At 41.7% G+C, this 20,907-nt stretch carries 15 protein-coding genes; 14 read left to right on the top strand and 1 reads right to left on the bottom strand.

What is annotated here, in order from left to right; genetic code table 11:
* Position 1: 1 nt before the first annotated feature.
* The 5 genes from UABAM_RS01690 (at position 2) to UABAM_RS01710 (ending at position 5,966) form a co-directional block, all read left to right on the top strand.
* Positions 2-1,174, top strand: coding sequence for a CIA30 family protein (locus tag UABAM_RS01690; protein ID WP_151966258.1), 1,173 nt, complete (start codon positions 2-4; stop codon positions 1,172-1,174).
* A 255-nt stretch (positions 1,175-1,429) separates the two neighbouring features.
* Positions 1,430-3,499, top strand: coding sequence for a transglutaminase-like domain-containing protein (locus UABAM_RS01695; RefSeq protein WP_151966259.1), 2,070 nt, complete (start codon positions 1,430-1,432; stop codon positions 3,497-3,499).
* A 253-nt stretch (positions 3,500-3,752) separates the two neighbouring features.
* Positions 3,753-4,460, top strand: coding sequence for a PEP-CTERM sorting domain-containing protein (locus UABAM_RS01700; RefSeq protein ID WP_151966260.1), 708 nt, complete (start codon positions 3,753-3,755; stop codon positions 4,458-4,460).
* 73 nt (positions 4,461-4,533) lie between these two features.
* Positions 4,534-5,190 carry an ABC transporter ATP-binding protein gene (locus UABAM_RS01705; RefSeq protein WP_151966261.1) on the top strand — a complete coding sequence of 219 codons (657 nt, stop codon included), beginning with the start codon at positions 4,534-4,536 and terminating at the stop codon, positions 5,188-5,190.
* Positions 5,191-5,192: 2 nt separating this feature from the next.
* On the top strand, positions 5,193-5,966 hold the full coding sequence (locus tag UABAM_RS01710) for an ABC transporter permease (RefSeq protein ID WP_151966262.1): 774 nt from the start codon (positions 5,193-5,195) through the stop codon (positions 5,964-5,966).
* A 527-nt stretch (positions 5,967-6,493) separates the two neighbouring features.
* Here UABAM_RS01710 and UABAM_RS01715 read toward each other — a convergent pair.
* Positions 6,494-8,062 (bottom strand): phytoene desaturase family protein, encoded by a 1,569-nt coding sequence (locus tag UABAM_RS01715; protein WP_173013075.1) that lies wholly within the window; start codon positions 8,060-8,062, stop codon positions 6,494-6,496.
* A gap of 277 nt (positions 8,063-8,339) precedes the next feature.
* Between UABAM_RS01715 and UABAM_RS01720 the strand changes: the two genes are divergently transcribed.
* From UABAM_RS01720 to UABAM_RS01760, 9 genes are all read left to right on the top strand, one after another.
* Positions 8,340-10,097 carry a hypothetical protein gene (locus UABAM_RS01720; RefSeq protein ID WP_151966264.1) on the top strand — a complete coding sequence of 586 codons (1,758 nt, stop codon included), beginning with the start codon at positions 8,340-8,342 and terminating at the stop codon, positions 10,095-10,097.
* A 3-nt stretch (positions 10,098-10,100) separates the two neighbouring features.
* Positions 10,101-10,850 (top strand): lysophospholipid acyltransferase family protein, encoded by a 750-nt coding sequence (locus UABAM_RS01725; RefSeq protein WP_151966265.1) that lies wholly within the window; start codon positions 10,101-10,103, stop codon positions 10,848-10,850.
* An 8-nt stretch (positions 10,851-10,858) separates the two neighbouring features.
* On the top strand, positions 10,859-11,875 hold the full coding sequence (locus UABAM_RS01730; RefSeq protein ID WP_151966266.1) for a TauD/TfdA family dioxygenase: 1,017 nt from the start codon (positions 10,859-10,861) through the stop codon (positions 11,873-11,875).
* Positions 11,876-11,993: 118 nt separating this feature from the next.
* Entirely contained in the window at positions 11,994-12,563 is a 570-nt protein-coding gene (locus tag UABAM_RS01735) for a hypothetical protein (RefSeq protein WP_151966267.1), read from the top strand.
* Between the two features lie 166 nt (positions 12,564-12,729).
* Positions 12,730-15,189, top strand: coding sequence for a DUF2330 domain-containing protein (locus tag UABAM_RS01740; protein ID WP_173013076.1), 2,460 nt, complete (start codon positions 12,730-12,732; stop codon positions 15,187-15,189).
* A gap of 28 nt (positions 15,190-15,217) precedes the next feature.
* Positions 15,218-16,645: a DUF2330 domain-containing protein gene (locus UABAM_RS01745; protein WP_173013077.1), complete on the top strand. Its 1,428-nt coding sequence runs from the start codon at positions 15,218-15,220 to the stop codon at positions 16,643-16,645.
* A 309-nt stretch (positions 16,646-16,954) separates the two neighbouring features.
* Complete coding sequence (locus UABAM_RS01750; RefSeq protein ID WP_151966270.1) at positions 16,955-17,401, top strand: RrF2 family transcriptional regulator; 447 nt, start codon at positions 16,955-16,957, stop codon at positions 17,399-17,401.
* 375 nt (positions 17,402-17,776) lie between these two features.
* On the top strand, positions 17,777-18,643 hold the full coding sequence (locus tag UABAM_RS01755) for an outer membrane beta-barrel protein (RefSeq protein WP_151966271.1): 867 nt from the start codon (positions 17,777-17,779) through the stop codon (positions 18,641-18,643).
* Positions 18,644-18,878: 235 nt separating this feature from the next.
* The gene (locus tag UABAM_RS01760; RefSeq protein WP_151966272.1) at positions 18,879-20,582 is read left to right on the top strand and encodes a DEAD/DEAH box helicase; all 1,704 of its coding nucleotides are present in this window, start codon (positions 18,879-18,881) and stop codon (positions 20,580-20,582) included.
* Positions 20,583-20,907: the final 325 nt, after the last annotated feature.

The following is a 20,907-nucleotide window of genomic DNA, read 5'->3' on the forward strand; positions in this document are numbered from 1 at the left end:
TATGTATAAATATTTTTTGCTTTTTTTGATCATGATTTGGACCATTATGGCACAAGAAACTATTTTTTCTTTTACCGAGAAAAACAATGGATGGTACTCGGTAAACGACAATGTTATGGGCGGCATTTCTCAAGGTGGAGCAAAAATGACAGCAGAACAAACAATGATGTTTTCTGGCGAACTGTCATTGAAAAACAACGGTGGATTTTCTTCGATTCGTTCTCCATTTATCAAGGCAAATTTTAAAGATTACACCGGGATCGCGGTGCGTGTTAAGGGAGATGGACGACTGTATTACTTCAATATATACACTGATGTACGCATTCCCGCTGGTTCGTATCGTTCTACGATTCAGACCATACCTGGAAAATGGGTGGAGTTGTTCTTACCATTCTCTAAGTTCCAAGCTACATCTTTTGGGCGCAAAATCCCCTTTTTCCCGGCATTAAATAAGAATAAAATAAAACGCATGGGATTTATGGCTGCCGACAAAAAAGAGGGAAATTTTGCACTCGAAATTGCTTGGATAAAAGCCGCGAAAAAATTGTCTGACGACGCTCCAAAATTGTTAAACAGCGCGGATTGGCTACAAAAAAATGGCAGCACCAGTGTTTTTTGGTCGCTAGTAGAGGGAACTTCCTTCGAGAAATTACTACGTAGAGATCTATCATGTACTATTTTTGCAGTAGTGGACGAATCATTTGCCACATATCCGAAGAAACGTTTGGAAATGTTGCGTCGCAATCACTTTGCACGTAATTTTTTCTTAGCAACTCACATTCGCGTGGGTCGAATTCCATTAACTTCACAGATTATTCCAAGTAGAGTCCCTGCTTTTGAAGTAAGTGAAAAAAACATTTATGTTGCAAATGGCATCATTCACACGGGAACGGCGACATCTTCGGCGCTAAAAACATTTCTGCAGAAAATGTCGCGTACCGAATTCATCCAGTATGTCATATCTATTGGCTCCGCAACTTTTAATGTCGGGTACCCTGAAATATGCCAAGATATTTACTATTTGGGGTTGTTGTTTATCATGCAGAATTTCGACACAACGGAAGAATTACGCAATGAAATTGACAAGGCCTTGCAACTCGACGAGAAAAACTCAAGTGGAAAGGCCTGGGAGTTTCGCTACTTGTTAGACAAAATTTACGCGCTAGGTGACTAGTGTGATCGTTGGTTTTGAAGTATAAAAATTTGCTGGTGTGCTGTGCCTGACACTCGATTTTGCTGACGAACCCCAATAGTGTCATTCCTGCGAAAGCAGGAATCCACAACACAAAATCGATTTGCAAGCGCCTGGATCCCTGGTCAAGCTAGGGATGACACGCGCGAGCTGATTTGAGAAAAAAGTTAAGGGCATTGCATACTGGCAAATGACTTAGTTGAGTTATGATAGAAACGAATACGGAAAGGTAGAAGCATGCTTTACAAGAATAAATATTTGATCTTAGTAGTGGTGTCGTTGTCTTTCTTAATGGCGGACTGGTCTCAAAAGAGATCTTTGTATTATAAATTTTCCATGAACAATCAGGTGATGGGCTATGTGGAAGTTCAAGTACTTCCTAAGTCAGATCACGTAGAAGTTCATTCACGCACGTTTATACAGGCGTCCCTTATGGGGCAGAGTTTCGATGTGAAAGCCACGGAGATGATGAAATTGTCTTCTGATGGCAAGCGACAGTATTTTGATAGCAATGTCACACAAGGGGAAACACAGCTAGGTTCTACCGTTTCTATCAAAGATGGTTTTATACATTTTACTTCAAAGAGTGGCGGTGAAGAAAAGAAAATCGAAGCCGCAGGGGTCACATTTGAAAGTTATCCTTACTATCGCAACATAGTGAAAGATCTTGGCGATGGTCAAAAACACACCTACCGCGTTTTTAGTGACCAAACCGGAGAAGTGGAAGACGTCACCTACCAAAAAAAGCGCGAGGAAGAAATTACTCTTGCCGGAAAAAAATATCAGGCAATTGTCGCAAGTTACTACAATAAAAATAGCGGACAAACTCAGGAAATATGGTATGAAGTAGAGAGTGGTTGCGTGTTAAAAACGCAATTACCAGGCAATGTGGAGATCGCCATTGCCGATCCAAACATTTTGGGAAAGATAAAAAGAGTTGAGATCGACGATTTGTTATTTGCTCGCGTAAATGTGTCGATCACCGATTATACAAAAATTACCTATATGAAATTAAATGTCAAAATACGTACCGCAGGAGAAATTGTTACCCCAGAGTCTCTCAATGTTCCCGGACAAAGTTTTCGCGGAAAAGTCGTCGATAATGTGATCGAAGGTGTTTTTGAAATCGCGCATGCGCACTACGATGGTAAAGATGCTCCAGCATTTCCTACGACATACGACAAAGAACTGCAAACGTATCTCCAAGTAGAGCAACAAATCGAAGCGGATGACTCATTGCTCATTGACCACGCCAAAAAAATAACCGCTGGTGCAAAAGATTCTTGGGATGCGGTACGCAAAATTTCACGATGGGTATCGGAGAATATTAGCTATAAAATTCCCGGTGGCTCTGCACGACAAACGTTCGACAGTAAAACCGGAGAATGCGCTTCACATTCACGTTTAGTTACTGCGCTGTGCCGTGGGGTAGGAATACCAGCACGCCTCGCTTCAGGTGGAATGTACACACCTCTTTACGGAGGTAGTTTTGGGCAACACGTGTGGAATGAAGTATACATGGGAAAAGCCGGTTGGATTCCCATTGACTCTACGGCCAATGAAATTGATTATGTCGACTCTGGGCATCTACGCATTGGTAACCTCGCCTCTTTTAATCCACAGAACATCACTGTAGAAGAACACAGGATACTCGAACAAAAAGCCACAGATTTAGTCTCACAAACAAAAGCACCTTGGGAAATAGGTAAAGAGTATACATATAGTTATTCATACCAAGGGAAAAAATTGGGCACCGATTCTTTTCGCATCGTGAGTTTCAAAGACGGTGTATATACTTGTGAGAATAAATTGGCGATGACCGGACTGAATAGCCATGGGACGTGGAAACTACATGAAGATATGCGCCCGATTTCTTACAAGCTCGAAGGCAAAACCCCACAGTTTGCGTATACTCTCGATTGTGCTTTCTCGAAAGACAAAGTGGTGGAAAAAGTGATCAAAGGAATGTGGCCGGTGACAAAGACTGTTCCTTTACAAGGTGACCACTATCTCTTCGACAATTCTAACCTCGGAACTTTGGCAATGATCGTCACCAAAATTCCGCGTAAAGAAGGTGAAAAAGCGGTGGTGAAAATCTTTCACCCGTCCTCTATTAGAGTACTTACCTTGCAGATAGAGGTGGGGAAACAACAAAACATTACTGTAAATGGCAAAGAGTATTCGTGTTGGATGGTGGATATATCATTGGCGGGAATGCCCCTCAAGGTGTGGGTGGACGACACTGGTCGCATACTACGCGAAACCGAAAATGCCGGGAATTTAGTGATCGAGCTACAAAACCCATAAATGTCCCTAGTTTTGTTGTGTTTTCTTAAACAACGCAACAAAACCTCTTTTTTGACTTTTTGAATTTTCTTTGTGGATTTGCGTTGGTGTGCTAATATAAACACTACGATTCTAACTAAAGGTGATTGGCGTATTTTACATTTTTAGAAAAATTTCGCAGGGAAATATTTTGAGTATTTTTTGATATAACGACGTCAAGTACCTGATCGTCTAGAATATGGACATTCGTTTTGACATTATTTAAGGGGACAGCATGAAAATTCTCTTAAAAGCAATGGTTATTTTTGTGGTTGTATTATTACCTCTACAAGCGGTACCCATTGTCAATAACACTTTTACCGGACAAGAAATTCTTAATAGCCCAGATGCCTCTTTTCCCAATGTAGTGCAACCTTCATTAGATGGTACATCTTTGCGCTTTGACAATCCGGTAAACAATGACATTTTGTTAGACTTTGATATATTGCAAAGTGGTCAAGTACTAGCAGAAGGATCAACTGTTACCGCAGTTGTAAATGTTAGCCAGAACTTCGGAGATTTCGATCCTTCGTTTGGATTTATTGATGGCTCAGGAACTTCTGCCGGATTTCAAGTGGCAAATAACAGTGGTGGTCGCGGTAGTATAGGTGGAACAGGTTTGGGCTTGACAACGGTCTTTAACAATGCCGGTCTACCTGGAACTTTTGATATTACTCTTTCTGTAAGCACCAATGGTGGCGTTTCAACAGCATCTCTTGCTTTTGGAACAGGTAGCGGGAACTTGAACCTTGCCGTTCCTCTCGATTTAGAGACCGGTCTAAGTTTCTTTCTCGTAGGTAATGGTGGTGACACGAGCCCTTATCTCATCAATTCTTTGAACGTAACAGTGGATGGTAATCCTATTCCGGAACCGACCACATATCTTTCCTTACTAATTGGTATGCTATTTTGTGGTTTTGTTGTTAGAAAACGCAAAAAGTAATCTGTTCGTAAGGTTTGAGTAGCATACAATCGTATGCTACTTTCTAACACCAAATGTCACTAGGCGAAAAAAGATGAAAATAGAGTTTAAAGATGTGGCATTGCAATATGCAAAAAAGGAACCATTGTTTCGCGAGGTGAACTTTAGTGTTTGTCATGAGGATTACGTTATTATCCGTGGATCTTCAGGCACGGGAAAATCAAGTTTACTGCGTCTGATGAATCGTTTACTAGAGCCATCCTCTGGCGAAATTTTTGTAGACGATAAACCCTTGTACACATATGAAGTAACACACTTACGACGCAAGGTAACTTATTTACAGCAAACACCGATCATTGTCGAAGGATGTGTTGCCGAGAATCTGTTGTTGCCCTTTCATCTCGTTTCTGCCACCAAACCTGCTCCCTCAAAAGAAGAATTGCGAAAATGGTTGGATGATTTGCTATTAAAAGATGTGTGCCTAGACGACGATGCGCAAAAGTTATCGGTTGGTCAAAAGCAGCGCATCGCTTTTATTCGCTGTTTGTTACTGGAACCAAGTTTACTGTTATGTGATGAACCCACCTCTTCTTTAGATCCCACCGCAAAAGATATCCTAGAGCAATGTCTCGAAAACTATCATCTGGAAAAAAACATCGGCATAGTGTTAGTGACCCACACCGATGTGAAGGTGCAAAAAGCGCAAGTTAAAAAATATATCCTCGATTCATGTCGTCTTAGAGAGCTGTGATTATGCAAGTAATCGAAATAAGCATGTGGCAACTATTTTTGTGTTTAATTTTGGTCATGATCACCGGTTTTTGCTCGATTATGCTGCACCTTAAACTCGAAAAAGATCTGCTCATCGGAACAACAAGGACTTTTGTGCAGTTGTTTGTCATGGGCTATTTGCTCAAATTTATCTTTCAAATAAACACGTACTATTTGGTTTTGGCCTTTTTTACGTGGATGATATTTTGGGCAGCGCACGCGGTAAAAGGTCGCACCAAAGAACGAACAATACCACTACTTTTTCCCACATTTATGGCGATGCTTGTGAGTTGTATGCTAGTGACGATCATCGTAACTTCGTTGGTTGTGCAAGTAAAGCCATGGTACAAACCGCAGTATTTTATTCCCATTGGTGGGATGATTGTGGGAAATTCAATGAACGGTATTGCCGTTGCCCTAGAGAGAATGCTCTCGGAAATGAGAAAACAACGCGATGAGATTGAAATGTTTTTGTGCATAGGTGCCAATTGCCAAGAAGCAACCGCATCGATTGTTGCAAGTAGCATTAAGGCGGGAATGATCCCCTCCATCAACGCCCTAATGACCGTAGGATTAGTGACTCTACCAGGCATGATGACCGGTCAAATTCTCGCCGGAGTCAACCCCATGACCGCGGTCAAATACCAAATTATCGTAATGTTAATGCTAACGACCTCCACAGCAATCAGCTGTATTATCCTAATTCACGTGGTGAGACGCATTTGTTTTACGCCCGCGCAACAAATGAAGATATGACGGTGGGGTTCTTCTTCGGATTGGTGCCCTCACCGCAATTATGAAGATTTGCGATTCGGGATTTCTTCTCCGGATTGGTGCCCTCACCATCGAATTAGCAGTTACAGCTATCGCTGTAAGCTACTATTCTCATACCTCTCCCACAGGGAGAGGTATAATGCTTCTCTTTTGTAAAAAACAAAATTCACTTGATTTGCGAAACAAGAGTATAGCGTTACTTTTTATACAGTTACGGTTCTGTATGCGGCAGCACAAAATAACACGAATGGAAACAAATTCAGACGTGTTACGCCTCTCCCTGTGGGAGAGGCATGAGAATTAAGGTTTTTAGCGAAGCTAAAACCTATAATTCGATGGTGAGGGCACCAATCCGGAGAAAGAATCCCGAATCGCAAATCCTCACAATTGCGGGTGAGGGCACCAATCCGGAGAAAGAATCCCTAGTCGCAAATCCTCACAATTGCCGGTGAGGGCACCAATCCGGAGAAAGAATCCCTAATAGCAAATCCTCACAATTGCGATGAGCACTAATTCCTACGAATAAATGCCATCGTCTTCCATGGTTCCACCGCAAGAGCCGTCAATACTCCTCCAACCATCGCGCCAATAACGCCTACTGTAGACACATCACTACCACTCAAATAAAAATTCTTCAGCGGAGTGCGTGGTTTTAACCAAGGATTTGCATAACGTTGTGGCGTTGGCTCAATACCATAAATTGCTCCCTTCGCCGCACGTGTGTAGTGCGTGCACGACACCGGTGTCGAAAGTTCACTATAGGCAACCAACGGCTCTAGTTGTGGCATGTACTTAAATAGTTGCTTTTTCAGACGATCACTTAGTTCTTCCTTTAGCGCATTATAATCGTCACCGCGTTTCATGACGCGTTCATTTTGCCATTTGGCAAATTCGGCAAACGGCACAAAAGTAACGACCTCTCCGGTGTGAAACATTTGTTTTCCAGGATCGTGTTGTGGATCTTTTAGCGAGGGAAAACTCGTATACAGTACCGGAGCCAAAGCCCGCGGATCACGAAAGTCCCAACTTTCAAACTCACAATCCCAAGTCTCCCAAAACCATTTATTTGCCGGTGAAGCTCCGGCTTGACGGATGTCGCCCTTGAAACCTAGATACAAACAAACGTGCGCTGCGGATGGTTTTAACGTTTGAATGGATTTTACCCATGCGTGGTTGTCCATTTCTTGTGGTAGTAAATGGTTCACCGTTTCGATGGCACCGATGGCACTGACAATTTTTGGTGCGTATACCTTGCGGCCATCTTCGAGAACAACGCCCACGGCGCGCTTTTTTTCTACGATGATTTGTGAAACACCAGTGCAAATTTTCGTCCAGCCACCACTGTTCGCGACAGTTTGTAGTAATTCCGTGGCAATTTGTTGTGAACCACCCACCGGATAGTAGCCGCCGTAGGAAAAATGCTTGGCGACAAGGGCTTGCATGGCAAAAGAGGAACGACTCGGGGGACTTCCATAGTATCCCCATTGTGAAGCGATAATGGTCTTCAGGCGTTTATTGTCCGTGAGCGAATCAAGCACCTGTTGTGTTTTTTGTAGGAAAAATTGCTGAGCGTTTTTTCCCAAAAAGCGTGAAAATATTCCCGGGAGACCTTTGCTTAAGTAATAATTGCGCATGTTTTTGGCCACAGTTTTTACTTGTTTGAGATACTCGTCGATGGCCTTTTGTTCTTCGGGAAATGCGTGGAGGAGATTCTCGCGAAATTTCTGTGGTGTATCGGGAAAGTCAATGCGAAACTCATCGGGAAAATGGAATTCATCGTACGCTTCGCCAAGAGATGCCCATTGTAACCTGTCGTCGGTAAGACGCGAGAGCACACGCCCGACCATACTGTGTTTTGTAACTTCTCCCACCGCATGGACCCCAACATCCCAGCGCCAATTCTTACGGGGGAAGGTATGAGTGTAGCCACCGGGCACATAGTGTTGCTCTACTAGTAAAACTTTTTTCCCCAGTTTAGAGAGCATCGCTGCGCAGGTCATCCCTCCCATTCCAGAACCAACAATAATGCAGTCCCATTTTTTTTCCGGTAACTCTTTACCAAAAGTTTTCTCACTCATATTTTGCCTCCTATGATTCACCGCAATAAACAAAACGTACTTTTTTGTAACCATCGTAAACTGCTTTGACAAATATATCAAGTTTGGTTTGTAAAAGTGCATCGACCTGTATTTGACAGAACGGGCGGACACTAGGTCCGCCCTACATTTTCAACGTGATACCCATTACCGGTTTTATTAGGTGCCATTGCCTTAGAACAAAATAAAACTTTACAGTTTTGCGCTTCAATTGTAGTCTATCATGATTTACATGAAACTATTTTGAGCGATACATAACATGAAAAATATCATAGTCATTTCTCTTTTGTCTGTTTTCTTGCAGGCTCTACCCGGTTATTTCACCATTGAAATTGTCGACAAAGACACCCATCGCGGTATTCCTCTTGTGGAATTACGTACGGTAAACGATGTTGTTTATCATAGTGACAGCAATGGGATTGTCGCTTTTTACGAACCAGGGCTTATGAACAACAACGTTTTTTTTCACATCAAAAGTCATGGTTACGAATACCCTAAAGATGGATTTGGCTACCGCGGTATTCGTTTGGATATTACTCCTGGTGGTAAAAAGCGCATCGCGATGAAAAGAATAAATGTCGCGGAAAGGCTTTACCGTGTTACTGGGCAGGGAATTTATCGCGATAGCGTTCTTGTCGGAAAATCACTACCGTCGTCATCGGTCATCAATAGCAATGTCATGGGCCAGGACACGGTGATGATGGCAAAGTACCGTGACAAACTTTATTGGTTTTGGGGAGATACCAACCGCGTTTCTTATCCTCTGGGCAATTTTAAAGTTTCGGGGGCCACTTCTATTGTTTCTGATCCTGATCATGGGATTGATCTACATTATTTTCGCGAAAACGACTTTTGTAAAGCGTTGTGTCCTTTTGCCAAACGCGGTGTGGTATGGATTGAGAGTGTTGTAGTTCTTGAGGACGACACAAATCGTGAACGTCTTATTGCACAGTACGAGGAATTAAAGGATCTTACAACGGTTTTGCAACGTGGTTTGGTGATGTTTGATGATGAGACACAGGTCTTTAAACCGCTTAGCGTGTTTGATTTACAAGACCTGTATCCACGCGGCCACCCTTTTCGCGCGATGGTAAATAACGAAGAGTATTTGTTCTTTGCACACCCTCATCCACAACCATTTCCCAATGTTCGCGTAAAGGCGACTTTAAAAGATATCCAGCAGCCGGATAATTACGAAGTTCTGGTAAAAAATGAGCGGGGGTTTATATGGAAAAAAGGCAAAAAATGTCTCGAAGCTAAGAGTGATGATTGGATTTTTCTTCGCGATATGCACAGTGAAAAACAACTGCATATGCACGCGGGATCTATTTTTTGGAATCCGTATCGCAAGCGTTGGATACTCATTGGCCAGGAGGCCGGCGGATCTTCTTCGTTTTTAGGCGAAATTTGGTATGCAGAAGCGGATACGCCTATCGGACCGTGGGTTTATGCACGTAAGATTGTGACACACACCAACTATACATTTTATAACCCTACTCAGCATCCGATTTTTGATAAGGAAAATGGCAAGATCATTTACTTCGAAGGCACATATACCAATACTTTTACCAAAGTGCCTGTCACCGCTACGCCGCGTTATAACTACAATCAAATCATGTATCGTCTCCATCTCGATGATGAACGCGTGTATTTACCGTGCCCGGTTTATGAAAATGGTTCAGAGTTTTCTTTTAAAGAAAAAGCATCGCAATATGATACAATCGCCTTTTTCGCTTTACCCGCCGATAGGGAAAAGTCTTCCGCGGTGGCTATTTACCAGGATGGATCGCGACTAACTACAAATAAAATGAGTGGAGAACCTTTGTTTTACGCTGCAAAAAACAACGCGATTCATACCACCGCACTTTGTGAGTATCAAAATCGCAAAAGTGCAAAATACCACTACTCTGTAAAAGAGTTACCTAGCGAAGAATGGAAAAAAGTACGAACTGTTTGCCGTGTATGGAAAAATCCCACGCGCTCCACTTACGACTATTCGATCAAACCACAGGAATAAATTATGTTACGTTTTTTGGAAAAAGTTATACGCATACTGTTGGCGTTTGTCATATTTGCGAGTACATCTTTATTTTTTCTCGTTGTGTGCTTTTTATTATTACCTTTTCGCACACTGCGTACCAAGATTTGTTTATTTTACGGTACGGTTATGGGGAAAACGGTTTTATATCTTCTCAAAGTTCACCCTGTTATTAAGGATAAGCATCTCCTCCGTGAGTCTTTTCCCGCTCTTTATATTGCCAACCATACTTCGACACTTGATCTTTTTATTGGTGGGTGGCTCGCTCCGATTGGGACGGTGGGAATTAGCAAAAAAGAAATTGTGTTCGTACCGTTTTTTGGCTGGTTGTACTATTTATCGGGACATTTATTAATTGACCGCAGTAATCGCGAGGCGGCGATTCGTTCTATGGAAAAAATAGTCAAGCAAGCACAACGCGACAATTTAGGAATATGGATTTGGCCGGAGGGGACGCGTAGTAAAGATGGTCGTTTGCAAGTTTTCAAAAAAGGTTTTGCTCATCTTGCTTTGAACTCGCGACTTCCCATTGTTCCGATTATTATACACGATGCGCACAAAAGATGGGGGAAACAAACCGGGTTTAATTTTATAAAGGAACCACTAAAGATAGAAGTGCTACCCAAGATTGACACCAGTGAGTGGCGATTAGAAACTCTCGATGAGCACATTGCCAGCGTGCGTGAGATTTATATTAAATACCTTGGCGAAGACCAACAGCCAAATAGTTAGGAGTTACCATGTATCAAAAAATAACCGGTCCTTGTGTGTGGTATGCTGAGGATTTGCAACAATCTTCTACATGGCAGTTTACTTTAAGTAGCGAAGAATTACAAGAAATAGACACCGCTATTCACCAGGTAGATAATTTAGAGAATTGGCAGCAACTCACCCCGCAGAATTTTTCATTGCCCCAAACCGCGAAAAAATTACAGCATATCCAAAAGTTCATTGAGGAAGATGCCGGACTAGCGCTACTCAAAGGATTTCCTCGTGAAAAATACAACGTACAACAAATCACCGCTATTTTTTGGGTACTAGCACAACACATAGGGCATCCTATTTCGCAAAGTGCTGACGATGACAAGATTTTTAGTGTACGCGATGCGGGCTTTCCGGTAGGGCATCCTAAGTCGCGCGGACCGAATACCAAAAATAAATTGAGTTTTCATACCGATCGTTGCGATGTGATCTCTTTTTTCTGTGTGGAAAAAGCCAAAGAAGGTGGTGAGAATCTTATTGTGAGTTCTCCGGCCATTCACAATGAAATACAGGAGAAGCATCCACATTTGTTGCCTGTTCTTTACAATACTTTTTACAATAAGCGTCACAATGTGGACGCGGGAAACAGTAAGCCTTTTTGTGAACTACCGATATTTAGTCAACACGAAGGTCATTTTGCGGCAAACATTATGCGTGTTTTGATATTTCGTGCTCACGAGATGGAGGAAACTCCAGATCTTTCTCCTCTACAAAAAGAAGCTTTGGAACTGCTGGAAGAAATGGCCGCTGATCCGAAGATGCATATTCGCTTTACCCAGGAGCCCGGTGATATTTTATTTGTCAATAACTTTATCACCTTCCATTCGCGAACCGAATTTGAAGATCACGAGCTCGATGAAAAAAAGCGTCATCTATTGCGAATTTGGCTAGCGGTTCCCAATAGTCGCCCTCTTTCTCCACTATTTGCACCTAATTATGGCAACACAAATGCTGGAGCTGTTCGTGGAGGAATGAAGCCTCATTTGTATAAATAATTTTATAAAAATATAAAAATCGGAAACTTTTTGCTGAAGGTAATATCTAAGAATTTGTGTTTAAGGGTTTTTGGTCTGTGAAGCCCTCGTTATGTTTTACTAATTCAAAGGAGGTACAATGCGATCTTCACTGATAATGTGTGCCATATGTATATGTAGTTTAGTATACCTGTGGGCCACAAATGAAAATGAAAACAAAAGTCTCAATATAGACAAACCGCGCGTTGATAAAAAAGCAAGCGATGATTGCGGTTGTGCTCCACAAATAAGCACCAGTGGGTGTGTGACAGGATGTGGTGCTATTCCCGATACCACTCCAGCAATTACCAAAGATGAGTTTATGAAACATCTGCAAGCTTTTGCAAATTCTCCTATTGACGAGCAAAGTTTGGATCTCGAAACTTTGTTGTTCTATGGGAAAGAAACACGCAAATGGTTGCCTGAGCAATCGATACTCGATGAAGACCACCTGCGTTTTTTGCAACGCGAATTGCAAAAAACACATGCGGAAATTCAATTACGCGTTATCGACGATGAGGGAAATGTGCGGATCGAACTCGAACCGAGAATTGTGGAAATAGGTCAAAAGTACCACGAGCATATCCATACAACTCATGATATGCAGGAGTTGGAGATTAGCGGAACCATTAAACGCGTCGGCGTCCACCATTTATGGAGTCGTTTCTGACTCGACGGTGTCCACTTTGTGGCAGGGCCATGGTTCATGGTTCTACAAGATAAATGTGAATGGTATACCGTTGATACAATTTGGATTAGCAATGGTAACAAAAATGCCACTGCTCGCGTGGAATTTAAGTTGCGATTTGCGAAAGACGATAAAAAGGAGTCTAAGCATGAACATTAGAAATACTATTGTTTGTATGGTTTTTACATGTCTATTGTATGCCGACCCCTGTGGCATGGTTCCACCAATTCACACAACAGGTAACAATGCCATTACGCGTATTGGTTTGCAAAAGACATATGTTTTTTACAAAGATGGTCTACAAACTGTTGTCATTCGTCCTGGATTTTCGGGGAAAGTAGACCAATTTGGTATGCTAATTCCCTTTCCTAGCCCGCCTTCACTGCGCAAGGTTCCCGATAATATCTTTGAGCATATTGCGGCCTCCATTGATCCACCCGAAGTTGTTGTGAATGTAAATCGACGACTACGCATGTTGAAGGAGACCACATCGCAGCATTTGCCAAGTAGCGCTCCGTTGTCTTACAAAAACGAAGTAAAAGTGCTCAAGCAAGAAGCGGTGGGTATGTACGAAGTTACTGTTTTAGAAGCGGGTAGTGCCGCAGCGCTAAAGCGGTGGATGGATCAACACGGCTATCGTTATCCCACGGGTATGGACAAAGCTTGTGAGGACTATGTTGCTCTTGGTTGGTGCTTTGTGGCGGTGAAAACGCGTGTTGGGCAAAAGCAGGGAGTGGCTGCACGCCCAGGTATGCGCAATGTGAACTCCAAACTTCCCAAAGGTTCGTCTTTCGATGGTCATGTACAAGGTATGGGTTTTCGCTTTTACACGAAGAAAATGGTGGTTCCGATGCGCTTGTCGGCTTTCAATGGCGACAATTTTCGTAATATCGTGTACATTCTGACAGACAAACCGTGTGCTATTGAAAAAATTCCAACAAAGTTTGTTCGTCGCCAAATCAGTGGCGAAAAGCTTTATAACAACTTAACCAAATTACTTCCAGTGCGCATTATTGGTAGAGCCAATCGCGCTTTTATCGAAAGACGCGTGCAAGAAGTTCGTTATCTTCGTAACCCGCAACCACGTAATGGTTTGGCTGCTGAACTATACTCAGCAGACCTTCTTGCGCTCCGTGAGAAAAAACTCGAACACGACCACGAAGAGCAAGAGAAAGCACTACTACGCATCAGCGAAAATTTGCTACTACGTGGCAAGGCAATTGATAAACTACATGGCGAAGTGATCGCAAAACAACGACAAAAAATCGTTGAGTTCGCTCTTGAGGAAATCAAAAACATGACGTTGACGGTTGTCGATGGTGATTTTCCCAAGGAGGTGATTGCCAATCACAACTTGAGTTTTCGGCGATATGAAATGTCTTCAACCAATAACAACACCGAAAAGTACGATGCCAAAAAATGTGCTCCCGGTGGCAAAATGTACGGCGAATTGTTCGTTCCACAACAACAACCAAAGAAGTCCGGTTTTGTGAATAGTATATGGTTTTTATTAGGGGGATTATTCTTGCTTTTGTTATGTAAAAAATTTCCGCGTATGTTACATACAGCGTGTGTGCTCGTTCTATGTACGGCTATTTTTGCTCCCAATCTCCACGCGGACAACGATGGGGACGAGGTATACAAATTAATCCAACAGCTCGATGACTATAAAAAAACAAGTAGCATCATGCAACAACTGGTGAAAATGGGACAAAAAGCTGTTCCGCATTTGCTAGGCGAAGCGGTGGAAGGCAGTGATATGGTGCAACGCGGTTGGGCCATTGTATGTCTGTCGCAAATCGGTGGTAGCACTGTAGACGCACATCTGCAAAACATCCATCAAAATCAAAAGCAACCGATGTTGGTACGTACCTGGGCGATTGCCGCACGTATTCAGATGACGCAATCGTTGGGTGAAGTAATGGATATGTCACAGCACCTGTCGCAGTTTCCAGCATTAGAACGCCCGATCGGTAAGCGGGTGATGGCTTTGCTAGCTAGTGAAGACAATGTGTCTGCCGAAAAGTTGTTGGGACTCGCGCAGCGCATGCCTAAACTACAAGGAGTTTTAGGTAAAGTCATCACTGGGTTAGATTCCAAAGAGTTAGTTCAGGCGATGGCGACAGCAAAAGATCAACAAGTTCGACGTCTGGCCGCGGGATATCTTGCAAGCATGGCGCAAAATAACAACAAAATTCCTTACGAGGTGGCCAGTGTCTACGAATTTAAAGTGGACGCCAAAGACGTTCCATGGGCAAATGGGCCACTATTTGTTCCTGGTTTGCGTTGGGATCGCGAATCATCGCGAACTTTGGTAGGGAGTTTAATCTCTTGGCATTTGTGGTGTGAACGCAAGGGAAAAAAAGCCGAACAACGCCAAATTCACAATAACATTCGCAGTTTATCGCTAGCACAGGCAGCAGGTTACGAAAGTCCAGCTTGGAACGAAATTGGAACCGATCAGTGGTTACTTGTTTGGGGAAAAGCTGTGGGACAAAAGGAATTGCTGCGTCTTTTAAAAGAGCAGAACGTGCAAAATGAAAAGCGTTATATCGAAATTCTTAAGCAATTGTCACAACAAAAAGTACAAGAACGCGAGCAATGGTAAGCGTATCGCTATTACAAAGGAGAAAAAAATGAAAAAGTGTTTGATCGCTTTCGTAGCGACCTTTTCACTGTTGTGGAGCGATCCGTGTGGGATGGTTCCACCTATATACACCGGAGAAGGGCCAGCGATTACGCGTATTGGGTTACAGAAGACCTACGTTTTTTATAAAGATGGCGTGGAGACAATTGTGATTCGCCCGGGTTTTTCCGGAAAAGTGGATCAATTTGGTATGCTCATTCCCTTTCCTAAACCTCCCGAACTACGCAAAGTTCCCGACAACATCTTTGCGCAAATCGCTGCAGCGATTGATCCACCGGAAGTTATCGTGGACTTGTATCCTTACGATGAATACGAAGCAATGGAAGACGGTGGCGTAGATGATTCCATGGACGAAAAATCCTTGGAGTACGATACAGTAAAGGTCCTAAAAGAAGAGGCAGTGGGTATGTATGAAGTTGCGGTTCTCGCCGCAGGAAGTGCCAAGGCTCTTAGCCGTTGGATGGATACGCATGGATATCAATATCCCAAAGGGATGGATACGGCGTGCAATGACTATATTAAAATGGGTTGGTGTTTTGTTGCCGTCAAAACACGCGTAGGACAGCAAAAAGGTGTTGCTGCGCGTCCTGGTATGCGTGACGTGAATTCAAAACTTCCTGCCGGGGCGAATTTTGACGGAAATGTACAGGGAATGGGTTTTCGCTTTTTTATCGACAAGCCCGTAGTTCCGATGCGTTTGTCTACTTTTAACGAAGGTAGTTTGCGCAATATTGTATATATCTTAAGCGAAAAATCATGTCGCATAAACTCTATTCCACAAAAATACGTGGTACGACAGGTTTCGGGAGAAGACCTGTATCGCAACTTGACACAGCCTTTACCGCTGCGAATTGTGGGCGGTTCTGTTTATGATATTAGTGAAAGTTACTGGCAAAGTTTAATGTCGCAACGCGATCCAAAAGTACACAACGCTATGGCCGCAGAGTTATTTGCGGGAGATCTTCTCGCCGCAAGTATTCGCAAACTCGCTCATGATTACGAAGAAAAAGAAAAGATGTTTCTACGCATTGGTGAAGCTCTTAACTTGCGCGGCCCAAACATCGATGCTTTGAACATTGGGCAATTGGAAAAAGAACGTAAAATGATCGTTGAGCGAGCACTCGCAGACATTAAGTCGATGACAATGACCGTTGTTGATGGTGACTTTCCACGCGAAGTTCTCGCCAATGAGAATTTGACATTTTCCGACTACACGATGACAGAAAACAACGACGGAATAAAATACAACGCAAGATTTAACGGAAAGAGAAACGATTATTACGCACAAGAAGGAACTGTATACCGCGGTGCACAGCGTCCGACTAAAAAGTCGGGAGCAACATGGTGGTTATTGGCGGTGTTGTTGGCGCTAGTGGTTTGCGGTAGAAAAACACTGCAACTTAGATCACAAAGTTAGTTTTATCAATTACGTTACTAAAGTAATCTTCGGTAAATTTTCCCACCAGTGAATACGAAAAGTAACCCGCAGAGGCCTTAGAGATTTTTATTTCTCTGAGGCCTCTATTTTTTATACTAGAGTAAGACTTGTGCTAGTTGATTGATGAAAAACGACCCCGTCGCTTGGTAAAATTAGTAGAAAAAGTGTCTACAAAATACTAGGCGTTTTGCAAAACAGAATTTTATTGCAACTTTTCAAAAAACATATTAACATGAAATGATCTAAATCAATATGGTAAAAATTGTTAACTTAATATAGGTGAACATTATGCTATCCAAAACCAGTGTATACTTAATACGAGCACTAGTTGAACTTGCTAAGTTGCCACCCGACACATATAGTGGGGCTGTGAATATAGCTAAGAAAATAGGTTCTCCGCAAAACTACTTGACCAAAACTTTGAAAATATTAGTACAAAATCAGATACTCACGTCGCAAAAAGGTTTTGGTGGTGGGGTTCGTTTGGCAAGAGATGCCAGCGATATTACTCTTGCTGAAGTTATTGAACCTATTGAAAATCTTCAGCAGCAACCTCATTGTATTATGGGACAGAACCGTTGCTCAGAAAAACATCCATGTGCTCTACACAATCAATGGAAAAAGATTAGGGCCGAACACCAAAAAATGCTAGAAAATACAACGATCGAATCTATTGTGAACTTCTATAAAAATAAGGATTATAGCAATGGCCTTTATGAAAAAATTATCAATTAAAAAATTTTTTTGTTGCAAAACAAAGTAAGTAAATATATACTTGGCAAAAATAGGATATATGCATGCGATTATATTCTATCCTCATTATAAATTGTATATTCCACATAAATGAGATAGCATGTAATGTAATTCTTATCTCAAAGAATTTATACTTAATTTGTATACGTTTACTCTACGGTTTTGGGTTGATTGAGTGGATATCGTATACAGAAGACCATCACCAGGGTGGTTTTCGCTGCTAATAATTAAGTATTAACATGGAAAGTGCTAGAATAGCACTTCTGTGTTTTTTTACCTAATAATAGGATAAAAGCATGCGATTAAACTTTTAATTTTGCATAAGAGATTTACATTGTTCTAAGTAAGGGGAAAAGGATGAAAGTAAAGATAATTGTATTGATGATTTGTGTAATGGGCTTAAGTTTTGCCAGTGACGATTTATTGTCTGAAATTAGAGCAATGAAAGAACAGATTCAACAACTACAAAATACAGTAAAACAGCAACAACAAACGATCGATAGTTTAATGAGTGGTAGCAGCCGAACAATTCCTTCGCAGCAAAGTGGTAAAGCCCCAGCGACATATGAAGAAATTATTGCAGAGCTTTCTTCGGCACAAGAAAATACGTCCGAAGATCTATTTGATTCACGTGCAGAATCAGGTTTTTTACGCGGTAACGCGTTTTATTTGAAAATGGGTATTACTTACGATCCTTTTCAAAATGGATGGGGATGGGTCATCGGTGGAGCACTTGATCTAAAACTTGCCGATTTTGAAACTAGTTCACTACTTGGGACCATTGGCATTGCGTTTTCCAAGTCCAAGGATACCAAAAATGTTGTGACAAGTGATGCTTTAGGTGTTGATTTGCTAAATCAAGAAGTACGTTTAACGACACTTACAGTAGACTTAAACTTTAAGTATCGTTTAGACAACGTATGGCAAGAAGGATCTGCATTACGTCGTTTTCAACCTTATGTACGTGGTGGAGCAGCTATGCAGGTATTCATTAGTGATTCAGATGGTAATATTGGTGGACAAGTTCCACAAGCGCAGCAGTTAAACGACTCTAACTTTCCAGCAGGTCAAGGAAATATGTACGCCGCGATCACCGGAGGGGTTGGTTTCGATTTTATGTTGACAAAAATGTTGTTTGTCGGTCTTGATTATGGTGCATACTTCTTATTCATTGATAAAGGGTACAGTTCTAACTTAGCATTCACTGTTGGTACAAGATTCTAAACAGACAAACAAGCTAACTGGGATAAAAACGGTATTTTATTTTTGATAAAGTACCGTTTTTTTTATGTAAAGAAATACAGAGAAAAGCTTGCTCTTAAGAAAAAAAGAGTACCGTACACAAAAAAATATTTCTTATTCTGCAAAGATTAACTATAAAAAACCAGCAAACTTTGTCATAATGCGTCGTATATAAATTAGAAATCAAAAAATTATCACATAAAAAAGAGGTTAGATTGTGACAACGTTTAGTGAATTTGGACTCTCCTCTGAATTATTACAAGCCATTGAACAAATAGGATTTCAGACTCCGACGCAAATTCAGCAAAAAGCGATACCATTTCTTTTAGAAAATCATCGCGATTTTATTGGTTTGGCGCAAACAGGTACGGGAAAAACAGCCGCTTTTGGATTACCCATTATTCAAAAAATACATCGTGAAAAAATACCGCAAGCATTAATTTTGTCCCCTACTCGAGAATTGTGTTTACAGATTGCCAAAGACTTAGAGCTTTTTTGTAAATACAAAAAGAATGTGGCTATTGTAACAGTCTATGGGGGAGCAAAAATTGATCCACAAATCAACAAGATTAAAAAAGGTGTGCAAATTGTTGTGGCAACGCCTGGGCGTATGAATGATATTATTCGCCGTAAAAAAGTGGATTTAACAAATATAAAAACAGTGGTACTTGACGAAGCCGATGAGATGCTCAATATGGGTTTCAAAGAAGAGCTAGATGCCATACTACAACATACACCGACAACGAAAAATATTTTATTATTCTCCGCTACAATGCCGAAGCAAGTGATTCAGATTGCCGAGACTTATATTCACGACCCTTACGAGGTTACTGTTGGCAAGAAAAATACAGGTGCTGAGACTGTTGACCATGCTTACTATGTGGTGCGTGGACAAGATCGTTACGAGGCATTGAAAAGAATCGCAGATATACACCCGGATATCTACGGAATTATTTTTTGTCGTACACGAGCAGAAACCAAACTGATCGCTGAAAAACTGATCAAAGATGGCTACAATGCTGACGCTCTACATGGCGATTTATCGCAAGAACAACGCGAATTTGTCATGGGGAAATTTCGCAAGAAAAATTTGCAAATGCTCGTGGCTACTGATGTGGTTGCGCGTGGACTTGATGTGGAAAATTTAACGCATATTATTAGTTATAATTTGCCAGATGACCTAGAGACTTACACTCATCGTAGTGGACGTACAGGGCGTGCCGGTAAAAAAGGTGTTTCTATCGCCATTGTATCGCGTAGAGAAATCGAGAAAATTAAGCGCATTGAGCGGAGCATTCACAAACAGTTTGAACGCCGTCAAGTTCCCAACGGACACGAGATTTGCGAAAGGCAATTTTTTCATCTTATCGAGCGTGTAAAAAATGTAGAGGTAAACGAAGAGCAAATAGCACCATTTATGAATAAGGTCTACGAAAAATTAGAAGCATTTACTCCTGAAGAAGTGATCAAACATTTTGTGGCGCTAGAATTTAATATGTTGCTCGACTACTACAAAAACGAGCGTGATCTAAATGTACCATATCGTTCAAAAGATCAGAATAAAAACAAACAGCGTTCGAAAAACAAAGAAAAGCATAGTACAAAATTTCAGCGTCTGTTCATCAATGTCGGACGTAAAAACAATGTACGCCCACAAGACATCATTAGTTTAGTAAATGATATATCGGGAAAAAGGCGTATTCCGATTGGTGAGATAGATATTAGCAAAAGCTTTTCATTTTTTGAAGTGCCACCACATGAAGCCCATGAGTTGACTTCGACAACAGTCTATTTAGATGACAAGGAAGTTCAAATACGCAAGGCCGATAGCAAAGAAAGCAAAGACAGTGGCCACAGATTCAAGCCAAATCATACGGTCGGAAAGAAAAGTAAAAAACAAAAACGCAAAAGAAAGAAATAACACGTAACAGCACGACGCATATAATATATCTATTTTTACACGGTGCGTTGTAGGGGCGGACCTAGTGTCCGCCCGTTCTCTCCAATACCGATGGACATCCGTTTTTCAAATCCAACATCTTCCAACAACTATCTTTGTCGATTCCACAATAAAGTTGATTTATGATACGTGGATTCCTGATCAAGTCAGGAATGACCGTTTTCTGAAGTAAACTTCAGTTTTATTGAGACGGAACTACTACAAGGTGTCATTCCTGCGCAAGCAGGAATCCACAATATGAAGTCGACTTCAAAGCGCCTGGATCCCTGATCAAGTCAGGGATGAC

The sequence above is a fragment of the Candidatus Uabimicrobium amorphum genome (assembly GCF_009002475.1).
GTDB classification, from domain to species: Bacteria; Planctomycetota; Uabimicrobiia; order Uabimicrobiales; family Uabimicrobiaceae; genus Uabimicrobium; species Uabimicrobium amorphum.

Bases quoted from the DNA above. Each gene is read 5' to 3' on its own strand.
- UABAM_RS01690 (WP_151966258.1), top strand. From the start codon at position 2: ATGTATAAATATTTTTTGCTTTTTTTGATCATGATTTGGACCATTATG.
- UABAM_RS01695 (WP_151966259.1), top strand. From the start codon at position 1,430: ATGCTTTACAAGAATAAATATTTGATCTTAGTAGTGGTGTCGTTGTCT.
- UABAM_RS01700 (WP_151966260.1), top strand. From the start codon at position 3,753: ATGAAAATTCTCTTAAAAGCAATGGTTATTTTTGTGGTTGTATTATTA.
- UABAM_RS01705 (WP_151966261.1), top strand. From the start codon at position 4,534: ATGAAAATAGAGTTTAAAGATGTGGCATTGCAATATGCAAAAAAGGAA.
- UABAM_RS01710 (WP_151966262.1), top strand. From the start codon at position 5,193: ATGCAAGTAATCGAAATAAGCATGTGGCAACTATTTTTGTGTTTAATT.
- UABAM_RS01715 (WP_173013075.1), bottom strand. From the start codon at position 8,062: ATGAGTGAGAAAACTTTTGGTAAAGAGTTACCGGAAAAAAAATGGGAC.
- UABAM_RS01720 (WP_151966264.1), top strand. From the start codon at position 8,340: ATGAAAAATATCATAGTCATTTCTCTTTTGTCTGTTTTCTTGCAGGCT.
- UABAM_RS01725 (WP_151966265.1), top strand. From the start codon at position 10,101: ATGTTACGTTTTTTGGAAAAAGTTATACGCATACTGTTGGCGTTTGTC.
- UABAM_RS01730 (WP_151966266.1), top strand. From the start codon at position 10,859: ATGTATCAAAAAATAACCGGTCCTTGTGTGTGGTATGCTGAGGATTTG.
- UABAM_RS01735 (WP_151966267.1), top strand. From the start codon at position 11,994: ATGCGATCTTCACTGATAATGTGTGCCATATGTATATGTAGTTTAGTA.
- UABAM_RS01740 (WP_173013076.1), top strand. From the start codon at position 12,730: ATGAACATTAGAAATACTATTGTTTGTATGGTTTTTACATGTCTATTG.
- UABAM_RS01745 (WP_173013077.1), top strand. From the start codon at position 15,218: ATGAAAAAGTGTTTGATCGCTTTCGTAGCGACCTTTTCACTGTTGTGG.
- UABAM_RS01750 (WP_151966270.1), top strand. From the start codon at position 16,955: ATGCTATCCAAAACCAGTGTATACTTAATACGAGCACTAGTTGAACTT.
- UABAM_RS01755 (WP_151966271.1), top strand. From the start codon at position 17,777: ATGAAAGTAAAGATAATTGTATTGATGATTTGTGTAATGGGCTTAAGT.